The 19,021-nt window shown below is 42.0% G+C and carries 17 protein-coding genes; 1 reads left to right on the plus strand and 16 read right to left on the minus strand.

Features of this window, described 5'->3' with window-relative positions:
• Positions 1 to 27: 27 nt before the first annotated feature.
• Together CKV74_RS09205 and nagK are read right to left on the minus strand one after the other, a co-directional pair.
• The gene (locus CKV74_RS09205) at positions 28 to 1,467 is read right to left on the minus strand and encodes an alanine/glycine:cation symporter family protein (protein ID WP_095177058.1); all 1,440 of its coding nucleotides are present in this window, start codon (positions 1,465 to 1,467) and stop codon (positions 28 to 30) included.
• Between the two features lie 16 nt (positions 1,468 to 1,483).
• On the minus strand, positions 1,484 to 2,398 hold the full coding sequence (gene nagK, locus CKV74_RS09210) for an N-acetylglucosamine kinase (protein WP_007242540.1): 915 nt from the start codon (positions 2,396 to 2,398) through the stop codon (positions 1,484 to 1,486).
• 138 nt (positions 2,399 to 2,536) lie between these two features.
• Here nagK and CKV74_RS09215 point away from each other — a divergent pair, with 138 nt between their 5' ends.
• The gene (locus CKV74_RS09215) at positions 2,537 to 2,860 is read left to right on the plus strand and encodes an HI1450 family dsDNA-mimic protein (RefSeq protein WP_095177059.1); all 324 of its coding nucleotides are present in this window, start codon (positions 2,537 to 2,539) and stop codon (positions 2,858 to 2,860) included.
• Between the two features lie 13 nt (positions 2,861 to 2,873).
• On the opposite strand, the gene CKV74_RS09220 is transcribed toward CKV74_RS09215, so the two are convergent.
• The 14 genes from CKV74_RS09220 to pntA form a co-directional block, all read right to left on the minus strand.
• Complete coding sequence (locus CKV74_RS09220) at positions 2,874 to 3,791, minus strand: LysO family transporter (RefSeq protein WP_007242567.1); 918 nt, start codon at positions 3,789 to 3,791, stop codon at positions 2,874 to 2,876.
• Between the two features lie 175 nt (positions 3,792 to 3,966).
• Positions 3,967 to 5,049 carry a 3-deoxy-7-phosphoheptulonate synthase AroG gene (aroG, locus tag CKV74_RS09225; protein ID WP_007242539.1) on the minus strand — a complete coding sequence of 361 codons (1,083 nt, stop codon included), beginning with the start codon at positions 5,047 to 5,049 and terminating at the stop codon, positions 3,967 to 3,969.
• A 197-nt stretch (positions 5,050 to 5,246) separates the two neighbouring features.
• Positions 5,247 to 5,993 carry a hypothetical protein gene (locus CKV74_RS09230; protein ID WP_095177060.1) on the minus strand — a complete coding sequence of 249 codons (747 nt, stop codon included), beginning with the start codon at positions 5,991 to 5,993 and terminating at the stop codon, positions 5,247 to 5,249.
• A gap of 167 nt (positions 5,994 to 6,160) precedes the next feature.
• The gene (gene lolE / locus CKV74_RS09235) at positions 6,161 to 7,408 is read right to left on the minus strand and encodes a lipoprotein-releasing ABC transporter permease subunit LolE (RefSeq protein WP_095177061.1); all 1,248 of its coding nucleotides are present in this window, start codon (positions 7,406 to 7,408) and stop codon (positions 6,161 to 6,163) included.
• A complete protein-coding gene (gene lolD / locus CKV74_RS09240; protein ID WP_007242549.1) occupies positions 7,408 to 8,082 on the minus strand; it encodes a lipoprotein-releasing ABC transporter ATP-binding protein LolD in 675 nt (224 codons plus the stop codon). The genes lolE and lolD overlap by 1 nt, the downstream gene beginning before the upstream one ends.
• 35 nt (positions 8,083 to 8,117) lie before the next feature.
• Positions 8,118 to 9,302 (minus strand): lipoprotein-releasing ABC transporter permease subunit, encoded by a 1,185-nt coding sequence (locus CKV74_RS09245; RefSeq protein WP_095177062.1) that lies wholly within the window; start codon positions 9,300 to 9,302, stop codon positions 8,118 to 8,120.
• Positions 9,302 to 10,249 carry a 2-hydroxyacid dehydrogenase gene (locus CKV74_RS09250; protein WP_007242512.1) on the minus strand — a complete coding sequence of 316 codons (948 nt, stop codon included), beginning with the start codon at positions 10,247 to 10,249 and terminating at the stop codon, positions 9,302 to 9,304. The genes CKV74_RS09245 and CKV74_RS09250 overlap by 1 nt, the downstream gene beginning before the upstream one ends.
• Before the next feature lie 67 nt (positions 10,250 to 10,316).
• Complete coding sequence (gene kdsA / locus CKV74_RS09255; protein ID WP_007242568.1) at positions 10,317 to 11,171, minus strand: 3-deoxy-8-phosphooctulonate synthase; 855 nt, start codon at positions 11,169 to 11,171, stop codon at positions 10,317 to 10,319.
• A 10-nt stretch (positions 11,172 to 11,181) separates the two neighbouring features.
• Positions 11,182 to 11,991, minus strand: coding sequence for a SirB1 family protein (locus CKV74_RS09260; RefSeq protein WP_095177063.1), 810 nt, complete (start codon positions 11,989 to 11,991; stop codon positions 11,182 to 11,184).
• Positions 11,978 to 12,907, minus strand: coding sequence for a peptide chain release factor N(5)-glutamine methyltransferase (prmC, locus tag CKV74_RS09265; protein ID WP_095177154.1), 930 nt, complete (start codon positions 12,905 to 12,907; stop codon positions 11,978 to 11,980). Before prmC ends, CKV74_RS09260 begins: the two co-directional genes overlap by 14 nt.
• 944 nt (positions 12,908 to 13,851) lie before the next feature.
• On the minus strand, positions 13,852 to 14,934 hold the full coding sequence (gene prfA, locus CKV74_RS09270) for a peptide chain release factor 1 (protein WP_039847835.1): 1,083 nt from the start codon (positions 14,932 to 14,934) through the stop codon (positions 13,852 to 13,854).
• A 73-nt stretch (positions 14,935 to 15,007) separates the two neighbouring features.
• The gene (locus CKV74_RS09275) at positions 15,008 to 15,544 is read right to left on the minus strand and encodes an elongation factor P hydroxylase (protein WP_095177064.1); all 537 of its coding nucleotides are present in this window, start codon (positions 15,542 to 15,544) and stop codon (positions 15,008 to 15,010) included.
• Positions 15,545 to 15,792: 248 nt separating this feature from the next.
• A complete protein-coding gene (pntB, locus tag CKV74_RS09280; protein WP_007242537.1) occupies positions 15,793 to 17,220 on the minus strand; it encodes a Re/Si-specific NAD(P)(+) transhydrogenase subunit beta in 1,428 nt (475 codons plus the stop codon).
• Between the two features lie 10 nt (positions 17,221 to 17,230).
• The gene (gene pntA, locus CKV74_RS09285) at positions 17,231 to 18,769 is read right to left on the minus strand and encodes a Re/Si-specific NAD(P)(+) transhydrogenase subunit alpha (RefSeq protein ID WP_007242532.1); all 1,539 of its coding nucleotides are present in this window, start codon (positions 18,767 to 18,769) and stop codon (positions 17,231 to 17,233) included.
• Positions 18,770 to 19,021 lie beyond the last annotated feature (252 nt).

The following is a 19,021-nucleotide window of genomic DNA, read 5'->3' on the forward strand; positions in this document are numbered from 1 at the left end:
GCTTTTATTATCCGAATATCGGAGGAATTATTTCCAAATCCGCGGATCAAAGACTTTCTTACGAATCTCCGGATAAGCATCCAATTTAAATTCCGGCTCCTTGCCTGCCTTTAACTGGGCTTGATAGTCCTTCACCAACGTCCACACAATCGGTGATAGCCACACAATCGCTAACAGGTTGATAATTGCCATCACAGCCATCACCGTATCGGCAAAGTTCCACACCACATTACCTGAACGCACTGAGCCAAAATAAATAAAGAACAGTACGCAAAGTCGGAAAAATACCACTACCCAGGTTTTATTTTTTAGGAAACGGACATTACTTTCCGCATAGGCATAGTTACCGATAATGGAAGAAAAAGCGAATAACAACAAAATAAATGCCAAGAAATGCACACCAAATTCACCGATATGGAAACGCAGAGCATTTTGCGTTAAGGAAATGCTTTTGAGATGTTCACCACCATAGTTATCGGACAATAGAATAATGATCGCAGTACAGGAACATACCACCATAGTATCCACAAATACGCCCAACATTTGGACTAAGCCTTGGCTGGCCGGATGGCGTACATGAGCTGCCGCCGCCGCATTTGGTGCAGAACCCATCCCCGCTTCATTGGAATACAATCCGCGTTTAATCCCCATCAACATCGCTTTAGAAACTAAAGCGCCAAAAAAGCCGCCTGCTGCAGCATCAAAATTAAAAGCACTGCGATAAATACCGGCAATCACCTGCGGTACCATATCAATATGCATCCCCAGAATAATTACCGCCATAATCAAATAAAACAGCGCCATCACCGGTACAATAGTACTGGAAAAAACAGCAATACGTTTAATGCCGCCCCAAATAATCAATGCGGAAAGCACAACTAAACCAATACCAACATATTCGCTTTGCCAGCTCCACGCATTTTTAGTCGCTTCAACAATGGAATTAGCCTGTACCGCATTAAAGGCACAGCCATAGGTAAAAATAAAAATTACCGCAAATAACCACGCCAAACTTTTTGAACGGATCCCTTGGGTAATATAATAGGCTGGCCCCCCACGGAAAGAACCATCCTTATCTTGAATTTTAAATACTTGTGCTAAGGTTGACTCGGCAAAGGCACTGGCCATACCGACAAAGGCAGTAACCCACATCCAAAATACTGCACCTTCCCCACCTAAGGCGATCGCAGTAGCAACCCCACTGACATTACCTACCCCAACCCGGCTGGCTAAACCGGTAGCAAACGCCTGAAATGGCGTTAACGAGCTGCCTTCTGCAGCTCGTCCAAACCACATTTCCCGCAAGCTACGTGGAAATAGGCGTAATTGCACGAAACCGGTAGTCACGGTAAAAAATAAACCGACCCCCAATAAAATCACAATGGTCAAATTCCACAAGGGTTCATCAAAAGTGGTAATTAACCATTGCAAAATGGCTTCAATGCGTAGACTAAGTTCGCTAAACATTACTTACTCCTATCGTTTAACGGCTTAAAAATAATGCTGCAGCTCCCCGTACGCCACCGGAATCACCATGTTTGGCCTTTTTAATCGGTGGAACTTTGGCACTACGCATCAAGTGCGCAGGAAGAGCCTGTGGCAATGCTTGGTAGAGATAATCAAAATTGGATAAACCACCACCCAACACGATCATATGTGGATCTAATGCAGTAATAATATTACCGACGGAAATAGCCCATAACTCCACAAATAAATCGGTGAATGCTTTGGCCTTTGCATCACCAGCGTAAAAACGCTCAATGATCTCTTTGGCACTTAAAGCCTCGCCCTGTAAATCTCGATACAGCATTTCAAAACCACGACCGGACAAATAGGTATCCAAACAGGCGCGCTTACCACAACCACAATCATAAATCGGTGCTTTATCCCAACCTAATAATTGCAATGCATGATAATTCAAGTGCATATGCCCCAACTCACCGGCCATGCCGATTTGTCCGGAATATACTTTACCATCAATCACCAAGCCACCACCGAACCCAGTACCAAGAATTAAGCCTAATACGGAAGGATAATCACGATTTTCCTCATCCCAGGCTTCTGATAGGGCAAAGCAATTGGCATCATTTTCTGCGCGAACTTCGCGTCCTAAATGAGCGGTCAAATCCCGGATAATGGGTTTATTATCAGCCACCCGAATATTGGCCACCTCGGCAATCCCCGTTTGCTGATTCACAAATCCCGGCAAACCAATACCTACAGTCCCCTTTTCGGCAAAATGCGCATCAGCTTTATCCACCAAATCTTTAATGGCGTCCAACCAATGATCATAATGCGTTTGCGGGGTTGCTACCCGTTTGCTATACAGGCGGGTTAAATTTTCATCAAACGCGGCTAATTCGATTTTTGTGCCGCCGATATCCAATCCGTAGTACATAGTCACCTCGATAGTCAATTTAAAAGCAGCCCTATTCTAGCCTTAAAATGCCAATAAAAATAGGCATTCACTCGAATCTTATTGACCGTATTGCCGTTTTCGGTATGATTCTTGCGTTTTATCAAACCAGGAATACTTATGAACAATAGTGTAAAGCCCTTAGATCCCGATACGGCCATTGATCTGGCCTATGATATTTTTTTAGAAATGGCCTCGGAAAATTTAGATCCTGCCGATATTCTGCTATTTAATTTACAATTTGAAGAGCGCGGTGCCGTGGAGTTCGTCGAAACTGCCGATAACTGGGAAGAAGAAATTGGTGTGTTAATTGATCCGCAAGACTTTGCTGAAGTCTGGATTGGTTTATTGGATGACAAGGATGAGATGACGGATATCTTTGCCAAATTCTTAATTTCCCATCGAGAAGAAGAACGCGAATTCCACGTCGTTTGGAAAGAATAATGGGAAGCGCCCGCTAAATTGGCAGGGCGCTAAAAAAGACCAATAAAAATGGTGGCAGAATGTTGGTAATAAATCCAAAGGAAATCGCCATCGAAGTCACTTCAAGTCCACCCGCCCGTTGCAAAATCGGTAAGGTACAATCAATCGCGGTAGCTCCGGTAATCCCGATAGCCGCTGAGCGAAAACGTCCCATCAACAGAGGTATCGCCACAAGGCTAACCAATTCCCGCAATAAATCATTTAAAAAAGCGATACTCCCCTGCATCGGCCCCCAGGCATTACCAATCACCACGCTAGACAGTGAATACCATCCCATTCCCGAAGCGAAAGCCAGACCTTGAGTCACCGGTAATGCCAGCCAGTAAGCCGCCAACATACCACCAAGTAAAGTTGTCAACGTAAAGATCACCCCGGTATAGAATCCCCGTCGATGGAATAATGCTTCGCGTACTGAAATACCGCTATTACGCAGTTGAATACCGACAAAGAAAATAAGCACAATTAAAAAATAGAGATTAATTCCTTCCGGCAAACGCAAAAAAGAATGGCCGACATAACCCAATATGGCTCCGATAATCACGGTGGATAACAACTTTGCCGAATCCTTCAGCGAGCTCCAAGAAGAACTGCTTTGCCCATGGGATTTCAAGGGAGCTGCAGGCTTGCACAAATCATAGGCTATCAAACCGAGTAAATTACAGGTCAAAATAACCAGCGCCAGTCCAATTGCAGTTTTACCGATTAAAGGCAACTTTATGGATAAATCTTCCAATTGGCCAAGCAAATAGCCCATCAGAAACAGGATTAAATACAGTAATCCCATTACGATATGGTTGATTTTCTTTAAATAATCCGGCCGATTTAATTTGATTAAATAGCCTAAGAGCATCGGGCAAAGCACCACCAATAGCCCTTGGATCATATCGCTCATGGAATCCCCTCAGTCCAAACGCCCTTACGATTTTCAGAGTTTTTATAAAAATAAACTCTAAGTTATTGATTTTATTAGATCTGTTAAAAAAACAGTTATCCACATAATGAACGGGCAAATTATAGATATAAAAAAATCTGCCCCCGAAGGCGCAGATTATTTTCTAAAGCCAATCTTATTTAGCCCGGCGCGCCAATACGGCATCGGAAAGGGATTTTAGCACTGCTTCGCTATCTTCCCAACCGATACAGGCATCGGTGATACTTTGTCCATAAACCGCTGCCTGTCCATCGACTAAGTCCTGACGACCTTCCACTAAATTACTTTCAATCATCACACCAAAAATTTGTTTCGAGCCGTCGGCAATTTGCTGACACACGCTCTCACAAACATCCAATTGTTTTTTGAATTGTTTGCTACTGTTAGCATGGCTGAAATCCACCATAACATGTGGAATACGGCCGGATTTTTCGATAGCTGCACAAACTGCTGCGACATCTTCTGCGCTGTAATTAGGCCCCTTGTCACCACCACGCAAAATAATATGACAATCGTTGTTCCCTTTGGTGGAAACAATCGCTGAGTGGCCGAATTTAGTTACAGACAAGAAATAATGCGGCGCTTCCGCAGCTCCAATAGCATCTAAGGCAACTTTCACCCCACCATTGGTACCATTTTTAAAACCAACTGCACAAGACAAACCGGAGGCTAATTCACGATGCACTTGGGATTCTGTGGTACGCGCACCAATTGCGCCCCAGCTCATAAAATCCGCCACATATTGTGGGGTGATCATATCTAAAAACTCACCGGCGGACGGCACACCTAAATCATTGATGTCGGATAGTAATTTACGGGCAATACGTAAACCGTCATTCAAGCGGTAAGTATCGTTAAGGTAAGGATCATTAATTAAACCTTTCCAACCCACGGTAGTACGCGGTTTTTCAAAATACACGCGCATAATCACTTCTAAGCTATCTTTATATTTATCACGCAATACTTTCAAACGTTTAGCGTATTCAATCGCTGCCTTCGGATCATGAATAGAACATGGACCGATAATCACCAACAAACGATCATCTTTAGCATGAATAATATCATGGGCTTTATGACGGGTTTCTTGCACTAATGCAGCCGCCGCTTCACTGGCCGGAAATTTTTCCAATAATGCAATCGGTGGTAGCACCTGATCAACCTTATCAATACGGGTATCATCATTGGCGACTTTAATTTCAATTTTTTCTTTGTGTGCCATACATCTCTCTCTTGTATATTATTTATTAGGAAAACGTTAAGTAAGATACACTTATTTTTTGTACTAGTAAACTAGTTCAAAAAAAAGAAAGGAGCTTCTTGATTCACAAAACGCTATGAATCACTCTGAATGAGCGTTATTTTTTATAATAATTTCAAGTAGATAAAGATACCGCATTTAATGCGGTATCTTTAGGATTACAAAAATTCCTTTTCTGACTCTTGAAGGTGCTTGCTAACCTTATTGAAATGCTCTTGGTCTAGCCGCTGGAAACAACGATCAAGTAATGTCTGGCTTTCTTTTGCGGCTAACTCATAATTATTTGCCTGCCACTGAGCCAGAGGGATTCCAGCTTTTTCTTCATTACAGGTAAACATGCCATCTACACGTGAATATTTAATATAAACGCTAAATCCCACTCTTAATTTATAGTCATCGTTATCCCCGTAAACGAGATAATTTTGTCCAGGAATAAAATAAACTGGGATTTTCGTGAAATCCCCCGCTTTATCGAAGGATAATTTTTCCTGTAGTAAGGCTTTATATTTAGGATAAGCGTAAGTTTTGGCCAAGTTTTCTATGGTGGTGTCATCCCCCTGCAAATCTTCGCGATTATGCGTATAAATTTTAGCTCGGCAAGCACCAATTATATTGAACAAGGAAACCGGGTTACAAAAAATCGTACTGGCGACATCACCGGCAACGGCTTTTGCATTATGTCCACGATCAATCACTCGTAACATTTTTGTTTTTTTAGTATCAACGCCCCTAGCTAACGACGCAATATAACCGCCATATTGAATTGCGATTTGACTGCCATTTTTCGTTATTAGTTGCTCCGGTGCTTCTTGTGAAACATTACTGCTTCCCGAAGAGCAAGCAACTAGTCCTAAAGGCAACGAAAGAATTAATGCTTGGCGTAAAAAAGATAATTGGTTCAACATAGATTTTCCTTAGTCAAAGTGAATTTTCTCAAAGAGAAAATAAAAATTTGCATAACGCAAAATAATAAAGCCACCTACCCATTGTTTATTGGCGGGCAATTGTTGATGGCAATACCGCATAAAACTGGACGGCGCCATTTCTTAAATTAGCTTATAAAAAATATCAATTAATGATTACTCAAAACTTGCGCAGGTTGAAGTTTTGCCGCTCTTGTTGCCGGATAAAGGCTTGCCAATAAACTAAGGACTAATGCAGCAACTAAAACTAACAAAACATCAAACCAATGCAATTCACTCGGTAAGAAATCGACGAAATAAATGCCATCCGATAACAATTTTTTACCGAGCAATGCCTCAATACCTTGAATAATCGAAGTGAGATTAAAAGAAAGTATCACTCCTAGCACAATACCAATCAAACAGCCTTTCATGCCGGCTAATAAGCCATACCAAATAAAAATCCGTTTAATAAAACTATTGTTAGCGCCGAGAGTGCGCATAATTGCAATATCGCCTTGTTTATCTTTTACCGCCATAATCAAAGTAGAAACGATATTAAAACAGGCCACTCCTATCACTAATACCATGGCGATATACATCACCGTGCGAATCAATTGAATATCACGGTACATATAACCGAATTTAGCAATCCAGTTCTGAGCGTAAAGTGGTTCTGGATAATCGCTCAACGTACTGTAATCCATCTGCTGTACATTAAAAGGATCGGCTAGTTTAAACTCCACGCCACTCACTTGATGGTTGTGTAAATCCAGCATCTGTTGCGCTTGATTGAGGGGCAATAGCGCATAACTATGATCCAATTGACCATCCAATCGCAAAATACCGCTCACCTGCACACGCTCTCTTTCCGGTTGAGCCATTTGCTCTCCACTATTTTGTGAGGAAATCAGCAAACTCACCCAATCACCAACGGATACATCTAAATCTCGGGCAATCGCTGCGCCCAAAATAAGCCCGCCATCCTGACGAAAACGTTCCCAACCGTCATTCTGTACAAATTTACTTAAGGCACTAACTCGATCCTGATATTGCGGATCAATTCCTTTTACCTGTACAACCTTTAATTTACTGCCATTTTCAATCAAGGCGGTAAAGTTCACAAAGGGCGAAAATCCTTGAATATGCTTGTTATCTTTAAATCGCTCAGTTAAACGATGCCAGTCCTCAATTACAGGTCTTTGAGCGTTGCCGGAGGATATTTCGACATGTGGTACAACGGCTAAAATACGCGAATTTAACTCCCGTTCAAACCCATTCATGGCACTTAATCCAACAATCAGCACAGCAACACCGAGAGCAATACCTATTGCTGAAAATTTAGCAATCAACGAAACCAATGGATTTTTTTGCTTCCCTCGTTGATAACGCCAACTAATAAAAAAAGGCGTATCCATTATGCACCTTCCTGCAAAATACCATCTTGCATAGTTAAACAGCGGGAGAGCTTTTGCGCCAACGACATATCATGCGTAACCAATAGAAAAGCGATATTTTGTTCCTGATTTAATTTTTGGATTAATTCAAAAATACTTTCGGTCGTTTTATGATCTAAATTACCCGTTGGCTCATCAGCCAATACCAAATCAGGGTGATTCACTAAAGCGCGAGCAATCGCAACCCGTTGACGTTCCCCGCCGGATAATGCGGAAGGTCGGTGTTTTAAACGATGACTTAATCCCACCGCCTGTAACATAGCTTCAGCACGATCCTTCGCTTCAGTTTTATTTTGCCAGCCAATTAACATCGGCATCATGACATTTTCCAACGCATTAAAATCGGCCATTAAATGATGAAATTGATATACAAAGCCTAAATGGCAATTGCGTAAAGATGCTAACTGATTGGCCGATGCCTGTTGCAAGGACTGCCCTTTAATAAACACTTCACCTGAAGAGGGTTGATCCAATCCACCTAGAGTGTGTAATAAGGTACTTTTGCCCGAGCCGGAACTACCGACAATGGCAGCCAATTCCCCTTGTTGCATGGAAAAGGATACCTCTTTTAACACCTGGGTTTGATTCTCTCCCTCAGTATAAAATTTCGATACTTTTTTACATTCTAATAGCATTGTTGGTCCAAATAAGAGTAAATATGAAATGACGGCTATTCATAGCGTAGTGCATCTGCTGGTTCGGTTTGTGCCGCTCGATAAGCCGGATAAATAGTCGATAATAAAGAGAGAAATAGTGAAAATATCACCACGATTGTGATTTGCCAAAAATCTAATTTTGTTGGTAAAAAAACACCATTAGGATTAATAGCCATTAAAATCGACTCTAAATTCAATACTGTCAATATTCCCAAAATAGCACCGAATAAAGTTCCGAACACTCCAACCAACAAACCTTGATAAATAAAAATAGAACGGACTTGAGATTTTTGTAACCCTTGCGTTTGCAAAATAGCGATTTCTCCTTGCTTATCCACCACCATTAAACTAAGTGAAGTCACAATATTAGAAATGGCTACTACGATAATCAGACTAATCAGTAAGCCCATCATATTTTTTTCCATGCGCACAGCTTGGAAAAATTCGCCTTTTTGCACCCGCCAATCAACTATACTGTAATTCTGTCCAAAATAAGTCGGCAACTCGGTAATTTGAAAAGGATCATCCAAGAATAAACGGTAACCTTGAGCCTGTTGCGGAGACACCCGCATTAACCGACCGATGTCCGTTAAATTAGCAAAGGCTTCATAAGCAGATACTTCACCATAAGCCGGATAAATATCGCTTACCGTAAATAAACGCTGCATGGGCATCCTACCAAAAGGCGTATATTGACTATTTTCGGTAATCATTAAACGCACTTTATCACCGATACCAACATTCAGTTTTTGGGCTAAAGCATCCCCAATAATCAGCTTGAACCCCCCCTCAGGTAATACTTCATTAAAATTAGCGCCATTTAGGGACTCAAGTAAAGGATCATCAGTAAAAGCACGTATACCAATAACCTGACCGGCACTAATGCCCTGTGTAGTTTGAAACACGACATCCGTCATATTAATCGGCACTGCTTTTTGAATAAAAGGAGGTAAAACAGGCTGTTGTTCATCAAGGGAAATATTGCCATTCCGATAAATTCGGGCATGGGGAATATCGGATAGAACTTGTTGTTTTTGGTATCCCTCTAAACCATTCATCACCGATAATACGATAACTAATGCCATCACCCCCAACAGAATCCCAAATCCTGCCAAGCGACCGACCAATAAACCAAAACGATCGGCGCTTTTTGCCCGCCAATAACGTAATGCAATAAATAAAGAAATAGGTAGATTCATTATTTGTGATTTAATTGTTGCACAAAATCTTCAATATTTTGTGTCACTTTTTTCGTTAGCGTAGTCACCGCACTATCGCTCGCCCAAGCAATATGAGGCGTGATAATTAAATTCGGCATGTTTTTTGCTAATTCAATAAGTGGATTATTTTTCTCTGGTGGTTCTTTTACTAACACATCTAACGCCGCACCACCTAATTGGCCCGACTTCAATGCATCACAAACTGCTTGCTCATCAATTAATGGACCTCGACCAGTATTGATTAAATACACACCTTTTTTACAAAGTGACAAGGTTTCTTGATTGATTAAATTTTTAGTTGTTTCAGTCAATGCACAATGCAATGTAAGAATATCGGCTTGTTTTACCACCTCTTCAAAAGGCGTGTAACCTTCACGGCACGTTGTTGCATTTCGATGTTCAGCATAAAGGACTTTCATGCCTAAAAGCTCTGCTAAACGCCCCACTTCCGTACCTAAACAGCCTTTTCCAAATACACCTAATGTTGAACCTTTGACATCCGTAATCGGATAATCAAAATAACAGAATTGTTTGCTCTCAGTCCATTTGCCTGTCATCTGATCACGTTGCCAGCCAGCCAAGCTGTGTTTTAACGCAAAAATCATCCCCAACACATGCTCAGGTACCGTTGTGGCAGAATAACCCGTCACATTTTTAACTGCCACACCCAATTCTTTTGCCGCGTCTAAATCTACGTTATTAGTACCTGTTGCGGTGATTGCAATGAGTTTTAATTTGGGTAATTGTTGCAACACCTCACGGCTTAAAATCACTTTACTGGTGATAATAATATCCGCGTCTTTTGCTCGCTCAATGGTTTGTTCTGCAGAAGTATATTCATACTCAACCCAGTTATGTGGAAAGCTTGGACGAGGAATAGGAATATGTTTTGGAATTGCGGTGCTGTCTAAAAATACGATATTCATTGTTGTCTCCTTTTAACAGAACAAAAGTGCGGTGGAAAACAACGCTGTTTTCAACCGCACTTCTCAATTAGATAGAAGTATCCAATTCAGGGAAAGACTTCACTAAATCATCAATCGCTTTCATCTGCGATACAAAACCTTCTAATGCTGAAAGAGGCAATGCAGAAGGGCCATCACATTTTGCTTGATTTGGGTTTGGGTGAGCTTCTAAGAATAAACCAGCAATCCCAATTGCTAAGCCAGAACGAGCTAATTCAGTAACCTGTTCACGGCGACCACCTGAAGCAGCACCAAAAGGATCACGACATTGTAATGAATGGGTTACGTCAAAAATGACAGGGCTGCCTTTCGACACTTTTTTCATCACGCCGAAGCCTAACATATCCACCACTAAATTATCGTAACCGAAGTTTGAACCACGATCACAAAGGATAATTTTATCGTTACCACATTCCTCAAACTTATCGACGATATTCCCCATTTGACCAGGGCTTAAGAATTGTGGTTTTTTCACGTTAATTACCGCACCGGTTTTTGCCATGGCTTCGACTAAATCCGTTTGACGAGCTAAAAATGCCGGCAATTGGATCACATCCACCACATCAGCAACGGGTTGGCATTGATAGATTTCGTGCACATCGGTAATCACTTTCACGCCAAAGGTTTCTTTTAATTCTTGGAAAATTTTTAAACCTTCTTCCATGCCAGGGCCACGGTAAGAATGAATTGAAGAACGGTTAGCTTTATCGAAAGATGCTTTAAAGACATAAGGCACACCCAACTTTTCAGTCACTTTCACGTAAGCTTCACAAACTTGCATTGCCATATCACGGCTTTCAAGCACATTCATTCCACCGAATAGAACAAAGGGTTTGTTATTAGCAACATCAATATTGCCGATCTTTACAATTTTATTTTGCATAGGATTTCCTTTAGTGGGTAATTTGTAGCGAAGAAACTTCGCTTTTTAACTCTTCAAGTTGGGATTTAATCAGTACAGCTGAAGGATCTTGCGGGCATTCACGCACATAATATTGCAAATCATCAATAGCAGCCTGATAAGCACCTATCTGAGCCAACACGAGTCCTCGATCACGAATATCCGCTGCTTTGGGATGATTAACATTCTGCTCAATTAACCGTTCAATATAACGAAATGCAGCTTCATTTAAACCTTCACGAATCAGCGTATTTTTTATCAACTGTTGCAAACGTTCAATTAATGTTGCTGCATCAGCCCGCACCAAATCAGCCGAGGAAAGTTCGGCACCAAAGCCAAAAGCACCTTCATAAAGTTGCTGTAATCGGGCTTTACTAATATATTCGCCATGCCAAGGATCGATAAAAAATACCCCCTCAGCGGTTTCAGCCCGTAAAATCAATTGAGTCGGGAAATTAATCGGATAGATCGGCAAATTCAAGCTATTTGCCAAATAAAGTAACACAGCCCCCAAACTCACAGGCATACCGCTACGTTTTTCTAAGATCATCGGCAGAAAAAGATTACTGGGTTCAAAATAGCTATCCGAATCACAATGAAAACCCCAATTCCGATAAAACAGCGTCAACAAGCAATCGATCTGCTGTTTATCGTTCCATCCGGGCTCCATCGACTGACGAGCCTTGCGGGTAAGGGCTCCAAGTTTGCCGCGTAATTGGGGTTCAGAAAAGCCCTGTTCCTGCGCTATGGCAAGACAAAAGGCAACTAACTCATCATATAGCGTTTTTTTATCGGCCAACATCTGTTTTCCAGCATCCTAAAGTCACGCGCTCATTGTCCCCGTAATCCCTTACTGTTTCAACCTCTTGCCAAGAATTTTGTTGGAAAATCGAACGAACTGTGTCGCCCTGTTTCCAACCATGTTCTAACAATAAATAACCACCATTTTTTAAATACTTAGGAGCCTCATTAATGATCTGGCGTAGATCCGCTAAACCATTTTCAGCAGCCACTAAGGCAGAATTTGGCTCGAAACGGACATCACCTCTTAATAGATGTTCATCCTTTTCATCAATATAAGGAGGGTTACTCACGATTAAATCAAATTGTCCTTCAATATCTTCAAACCAGTTACTCTGCAGAAACCGCCCTTTTAAGCCATTTTTTGTTGCATTGGATCTAGCTAACTCCACAATTTCCGGCGTTAAATCAACACCGATAATTTCCAATTCAATTTTTTGATCTTTACAAATAGGTGTCAGTTCTGAAGATAGTGCTAAAGCAATTGCGCCAGTACCGGTACCGAGATCGAGAACACGAAAATTCCGTGGATTTTTTCTCAGCTGTTTAGTGGCAATTTGTAACGCTTTTTCGACTAAAGTTTCTGTATCCGGTCGTGGAATAAGCGTATTTTCAGAAACATTTAGTGGCAATGACCAAAATTCTTTTTCACGAAGAATATAAGCAATCGGTTCGCCTTTAGCTCGACGAATAAGAAAACCAGATAATCTTTTTAATTCATGTTCATTTAATAGAGTTTCCGAAAAAGCAAAAATTTGCGATTTACTTTTTCCGGTAACATGGCTAAGTAACACATTGGCATCCGTCTTCGCCTCATTTTCAGACATTACTAGCTCAAGTAAGTCAACTGCTGAATCAATCCATTGTTCATAAGTTCTAGGATATATCTTGGTCACTTCAAAATGCTCAATCAACATCTCAAAATTATCGATAATTTGATGATTTTTTATTCCCAGTGATAAATCTGTTTGCGGAACATGAAAATCATCGTTCACCGTATTTAGTTCTTGAATTGCAAGATAAGATGGTTTCGCTAGCACTATATTTGAGGAATAATAGGTACTTAACTCATTACTGAGCACTGTATATAAAAATAACTTCCATTCCTTAAATCCGAAGTACCCATCCAACTCGGCGTCATTTTCTGAAATATCCTTATATGGAAGAATCGAAATATCGGTAAATTTAATATCGACAATTGGAGAGTCATCAAATACATCGGTTAATGTTACCACTTCTCCTATTTTAGGAATTTCTGCGCCTTGCCATTGATAAAATAGGCGCCCAGAAAAAAACGCTTTTTTATTTCCACTTATGATATTAGGAAAAATAAAATCACTAGACTGATACAACTCTGTAATATTAATTTTTTTGACTTTCTCCGGTATTGGCTCCCCATAAAATTCATCATCATCTTCGTCATCAATATCTACTGATTTATTAGATTTGTCTTTACCATACAAAAAGAATAAAGGCACACAAAGTATGGCGGAAAAAAACAGCAATATGTCCTGTTCCTCATGATCAGGCTTACTATAATTTTCATAATTCATGTATAAGAGCAACAAAAACACTATAAAGATAAGTACCTGTCTAGGTGTCAAAGAGATACTCTGTTTAGCTTGCGCCGGAGACGCTTCAACATTAGCTTGAGTTTCATTAGCTGTAGGTTCTTTGGTATGCGATTCTTTTATCGACGACTCTTTTACCGAAGTAGCTCGCGTATATGTCCCTATTGACGACGTCTCACTCTTACCAAAAAGAGACTCTTTCAGTCGTTTAAAAATTGATTTTTTCTTAGGATCTTCAACAAGCATTTATTTACTCCTATAAATTAGGGCATCTTCTGATGCCCTAATAATTAATTGCTCTCAGACAATGCGGCTAATTGATCCGCCTGATACTCGGTAATAATAGGTTGAATCAATTCATCTATTTTACCGTTCATCACTTCATCTAAACGATAGAGCGTTAAATTGATACGGTGATCTGTTACACGACCTTGTGGATAGTTATAAGTACGGATTTTATCGGAACGGTCACCTGAACCTAATAGGTTACGGCGCATATCCGTCTGTTCCGCAGCCTGACGCTCCTGCTCTGCTTGCACGATGCGTGAAGCCAATACGGACATTGCTTTCGCTTTATTTTTATGCTGTGAACGTTCGTCCTGGCATTCCACCACAATCCCTGTCGGGATGTGGGTAATACGTACCGCAGAATCCGTTGTATTAACGTGCTGGCCACCTGCACCGGAGGAACGATAAGTATCAATACGCAAATCTGCTGGATTGATTTCCGGCATTTCGGATTCCGGTAATTCCGGCATCACCGCAACGGTACAAGCGGAAGTGTGAATACGACCTTGGCTTTCGGTTTTCGGTACACGTTGTACACGGTGGCCACCCGATTCAAATTTCAACTGACCATACACCCCATCACCGCTGACTTTCACAATCACTTCCTTATAACCGCCCTGCTCGCTTTCATTTGCGCTGAGCATCTCTACGCGCCAGCGTTTACTTTCAGCATAACGGCTATACATACGGAATAAGTCGCCGGCAAAAATACCAGCCTCATCACCACCGGTACCGGCACGAATTTCTAAATAGCAGTTATATTCATCATTCGGATCCTTCGGTAATAAAAGAATTTGTAGCTGTTGTTCTACTTCTTCAATTTCCGCTTTGGATTCTTCGATTTCCATTTCTGCCATTTCTTTCATTTCAGGATCATCCAACATCAACTCAGCATCAGCAATATTGGTATTAAGCTGATTCCAGCGATTAAAACATTTCACCACTTCCTCAAGTTGTGAATATTCCTTGGAATAAGCGCGAAATTTATCCTGATCAGCAATTACCGAAGCATCGCCCAGCAATGCCTCTAATTCTTCATAACGTTCTTTTAAACTGTCCAGTTTGGCAATAATGGATTCTTTCATCATTTGTCTACTTGTTGGCTAAAAATAAAATCGGCGTATTCTAGCGGATTTTCCATCCGATTGACAGACCAAGCTAAATCCGGTTGACGTCAAAACGTCTTAAATCAATTCGATTTTCCGTACCATAAAACGCACATAATGCCTGGCGTAAAGTTTCCGCTCGTTTTGGCAGACCATGTTCGGCATAATATTTCACCTGTTCGAATACCGCTTGTTTAAACGGCCCATTGTCGCCCGGATTACCATCCAAATTATCGGCGCTGGCGAAATAACGAAATCCAGCGGCTGTTGCCAAAATCCACTCGATAGCCTGTGGTTTGATTTCCACTTTTTCAAATTCTCGTTGGCGTTCGGCACTGCGTCCATCCGGCTCATACCAATAACCAAAATCTTCCAGTTTCCGTCGCTCTGCCCCGGCCACCAACCAATGGGCAATTTCGTGTAACGCGCTGCTGTAAAAACCCCGCGCAAAATAAATTGCATGATAAGGCACAGTATCATTTGCCGGAATGTAAATTGGTTCATCGCCGCCCTTAATTAAACGGGTGTTATACTCAGCAAAAAAACAGCCATCAAAGATGGCCATAATATCTTCTAATTTATGTTCCATAGTTCCTCCAAATAGGCGGCAAATTGTATCACAAGGCCGGACTTTTCCCGCGGGGAAATGTCGAAGCCTCCTATAAAATGTCACGTTTTTAAAGTTTTTTAAACTACTTATAATAAAATCAAAGGGTTACATTCAATTTTTAAGAAAAATCGAAAATCTAGGAGGCCGTTTGATGTCACATTGCTAGCCCATCGTCCAGAAAAAATAGAAATAAAAAAGCGGGCTTAATGCCCGCTTCATCGTTTTGCTTAATTTAACGCTTTTAAAATATCATCCACACGCTCTTTAGCATCGCCGAATAACATTTGCGTATTTTCTTTAAAGAACAACGGATTTTGTACCCCAGCATAACCTACTGCCATGGAACGTTTGAATACCACCACATTTTGTGCTTTCCAAACTTCCAATACCGGCATACCGGCAATCGGACTGTTCGGATCTTCCATTGCCGCAGGGTTTACGGTGTCGTTGGCACCGATAACCAAGACAACATCAGTATCGGCGAAATCATCGTTGATTTCATCCATTTCCAATACGACATCGTAAGGGACTTTAGCTTCCGCCAACAATACGTTCATGTGTCCCGGTAAACGACCAGCAACCGGATGGATACCGAAACGGACATTCACACCGCGCTCACGCAATTTGGCAGTTAAATCAGCCACCGGATATTGCGCTTGAGCCACCGCCATACCATATCCTGGAGTAATAATGACAGAACTGGCATTTTTTAGCATATCGGCCACTTCTTCCGCCGTAGTCTCACGGTGTTCGCCGTGCTCTTCATCGGAGGCAGCTTGTACATCGTTACCGAAACCACCGGCAATAACGCTGATAAATGAACGATTCATCGCCTTACACATGATGTAAGAAAGAATCGCACCGGAAGAACCCACTAATGCACCGGTTACGATCAGTAAATCATTATTGAGCATAAAGCCTGCTGCTGCAGCGGCCCAACCGGAGTAAGAGTTCAACATGGATACCACTACCGGCATGTCAGCACCACCGATAGAAGCAACTAAGTGCCAACCGAAAGCAAGAGCAATCACAGTCATAATCAATACCGGGAAGATGCTTTCAGGATTTTTCACAAAGGCCACCAACAAGAAAGCGGAAACAACTAATGCTGCTAAATTGAGTTTATGGCGATGCGGTAACATTAAAGCTTTAGAATTAATTTTGCCGCTGAGTTTACCGAATGCAACCACAGAACCGGTGAAAGTCACCGCACCAATAAAGATGCCTAGGAACACTTCCACGTTATGAATGTTGCTCAAAGTGGCCTGTTCAGCTAAGAATGCAGCTTGCGCGACAGCATCCAGATTTTCCGGCATAACCGCTTCATGGTGCAAACCGTAGCTGTTAAAGCCGACTAATACGGCCGCCAAACCAACGAAACTGTGCAAAATTGCGACCAATTCCGGCATTTCAGTCATTTCTACTTTTAATGCGCGTTGTACGCCGATAATGCCACCGACGATCATCGCAATGATGATCCACAATGTACCTTCGGAATGTGGCCCGAAAATGGTGGTCACCAACGCAATCGCCATCCCGACGATACCGAACCAACAACCGGCTTTAGCCGTTTCGTGTTTGGAAAGGCCGGCTAAGCTCATGATGAATAAGAGTGCGGCAATAATATAAGCCGCCTGTACGAAACCTTCAGACATGATTCTCTCCTTAACCTTTTCTAAACATTGCCAACATCCGTTGGGTCACCCGGAAACCACCAAAGATATTAATGCTGGCTACCAGAATCGCCACGAAGGCTAAAATATTAATAAAGAAATTACCACCCGGTTGGCTGATTTGTAATAAAGCGCCTACCACGATAATCCCGGAGATCGCATTGGTTACCGCCATTAATGGGGTGTGCAAGGCATGGCTCACATTCCAAACCACATAGTAGCCAACGACACAAGCCAATACGAATACCGTAAAGTGGGAAAGGAACGCTGCCGGAGCAACGGAAGCCAACCATAAGAATAATGCGCCGACACCCGCCATTATGCCATATTTCACGCGCGGATCCGTCGGTTTTTCTTCTTTCTTAGCGGCTTGTGGTGCAGCTTGTGCTGCTTGTTTTGGTTGTGCGGAAACCTGAATTTGTGCCGGTGGAATTTCTTCCCCATCACGTACCACGGTTACCCCACGTAATACAACATCATCAAAATCGATAGTGATATTGCCGTCTTTTTCTTTACACAACAATTTCAATAAATTCACCAAATTGGTGCCGTAAAGTTGTGAAGACTGGGTTGGTAAACGGCTTGGGAAGTCCGTATAGCCGATCACTTTTACTTGATTCTCCGTAGTGATCACTTTACCAGCTTCGGTATAGGCACAGTTACCACCGGTAGCAGCAGCTAAGTCCACGATCACGGAACCCGGTTTCATGGAATCGACCATTTCTTTGGTGATTAAACGCGGTGCCGGTTTGCCCGGAATCGCAGCGGTCGTCACGATAATATCCACTTCTTTGGCTTGTTCGGCATAAAGAGCCATTGCACGGCGATTAAATTCTTCCGACATAACTTTGGCATAACCATCACCACTACCGCCTTCTTCTTTAAAATCGATTTCCAAGAAAGAAGCACCCATACTTTGCACTTGCTCTTTCACTTCCGGACGGGAGTCAAAGGCACGAACGATAGCACCTAAGCTGTTCGCTGCACCGATTGCAGCAAGACCTGCAACACCGGCACCGATGACCAACACTTTGGCCGGTGGTACTTTACCTGCCGCGGTAATTTGTCCGGTGAAGAAGCTACCGAATGCATTTGCCGCTTCAATAATGGCACGATAACCGGAAATATTTGCCATTGAGCTTAACGCATCGAGGGATTGTGCACGGGAAATCCGTGGCACGGCATCCATTGCCAACACATTAATTTTCTTGGCGGTTAATTGCGCCATCAATTCCGGATTCTGTGCGCGCCAAATAAAGCCGACCAAGGTCGCGCCTTCTTTCATTTGGGCTATTTCGTCCGATGTTGGCGGATTCACTTTGAAAATAATATCCGCTTGCCACACGTCCTGCGCGGTGCCGATTTTTGCACCGGCATCCAAAAAGGCCTGATCTTCAAAGCTGGCATTAAAACCGGCATCGTGCTCAATCAGCACATCAAAGCCAAGTTTTAAAATCTGCCCGACGGTTTTCGGCGTTGCCGCAACCCGGTTCTCGCCCGCAAGCAGTTCTTTAGGTACACCAATTAACATAGAATGTTTCCCTCAAGTTGTTGATATTTTAAGCGGTTTACCGCCCCCTGTGACAGAAAGTCAAACGGCCTTAACTCTACCATTGTTCCGTGCGCAATGGGTAACATTTTTCACTGGTTTTACAAGATTTAGCAATAAATTGAACCAATCATAAACCTAAAAAAATGCACAAAAACAAGAACTTTGTATTTCCAATTAGCAAATTATGGGCATAAAAAAGGCATTTCCATGAAATGCCTCGAAATTTAAGAT

The sequence above is a fragment of the Haemophilus pittmaniae genome (genome assembly GCF_900186995.1).
GTDB classification, from domain to species: domain Bacteria; phylum Pseudomonadota; class Gammaproteobacteria; order Enterobacterales; family Pasteurellaceae; genus Haemophilus_D; species Haemophilus_D pittmaniae.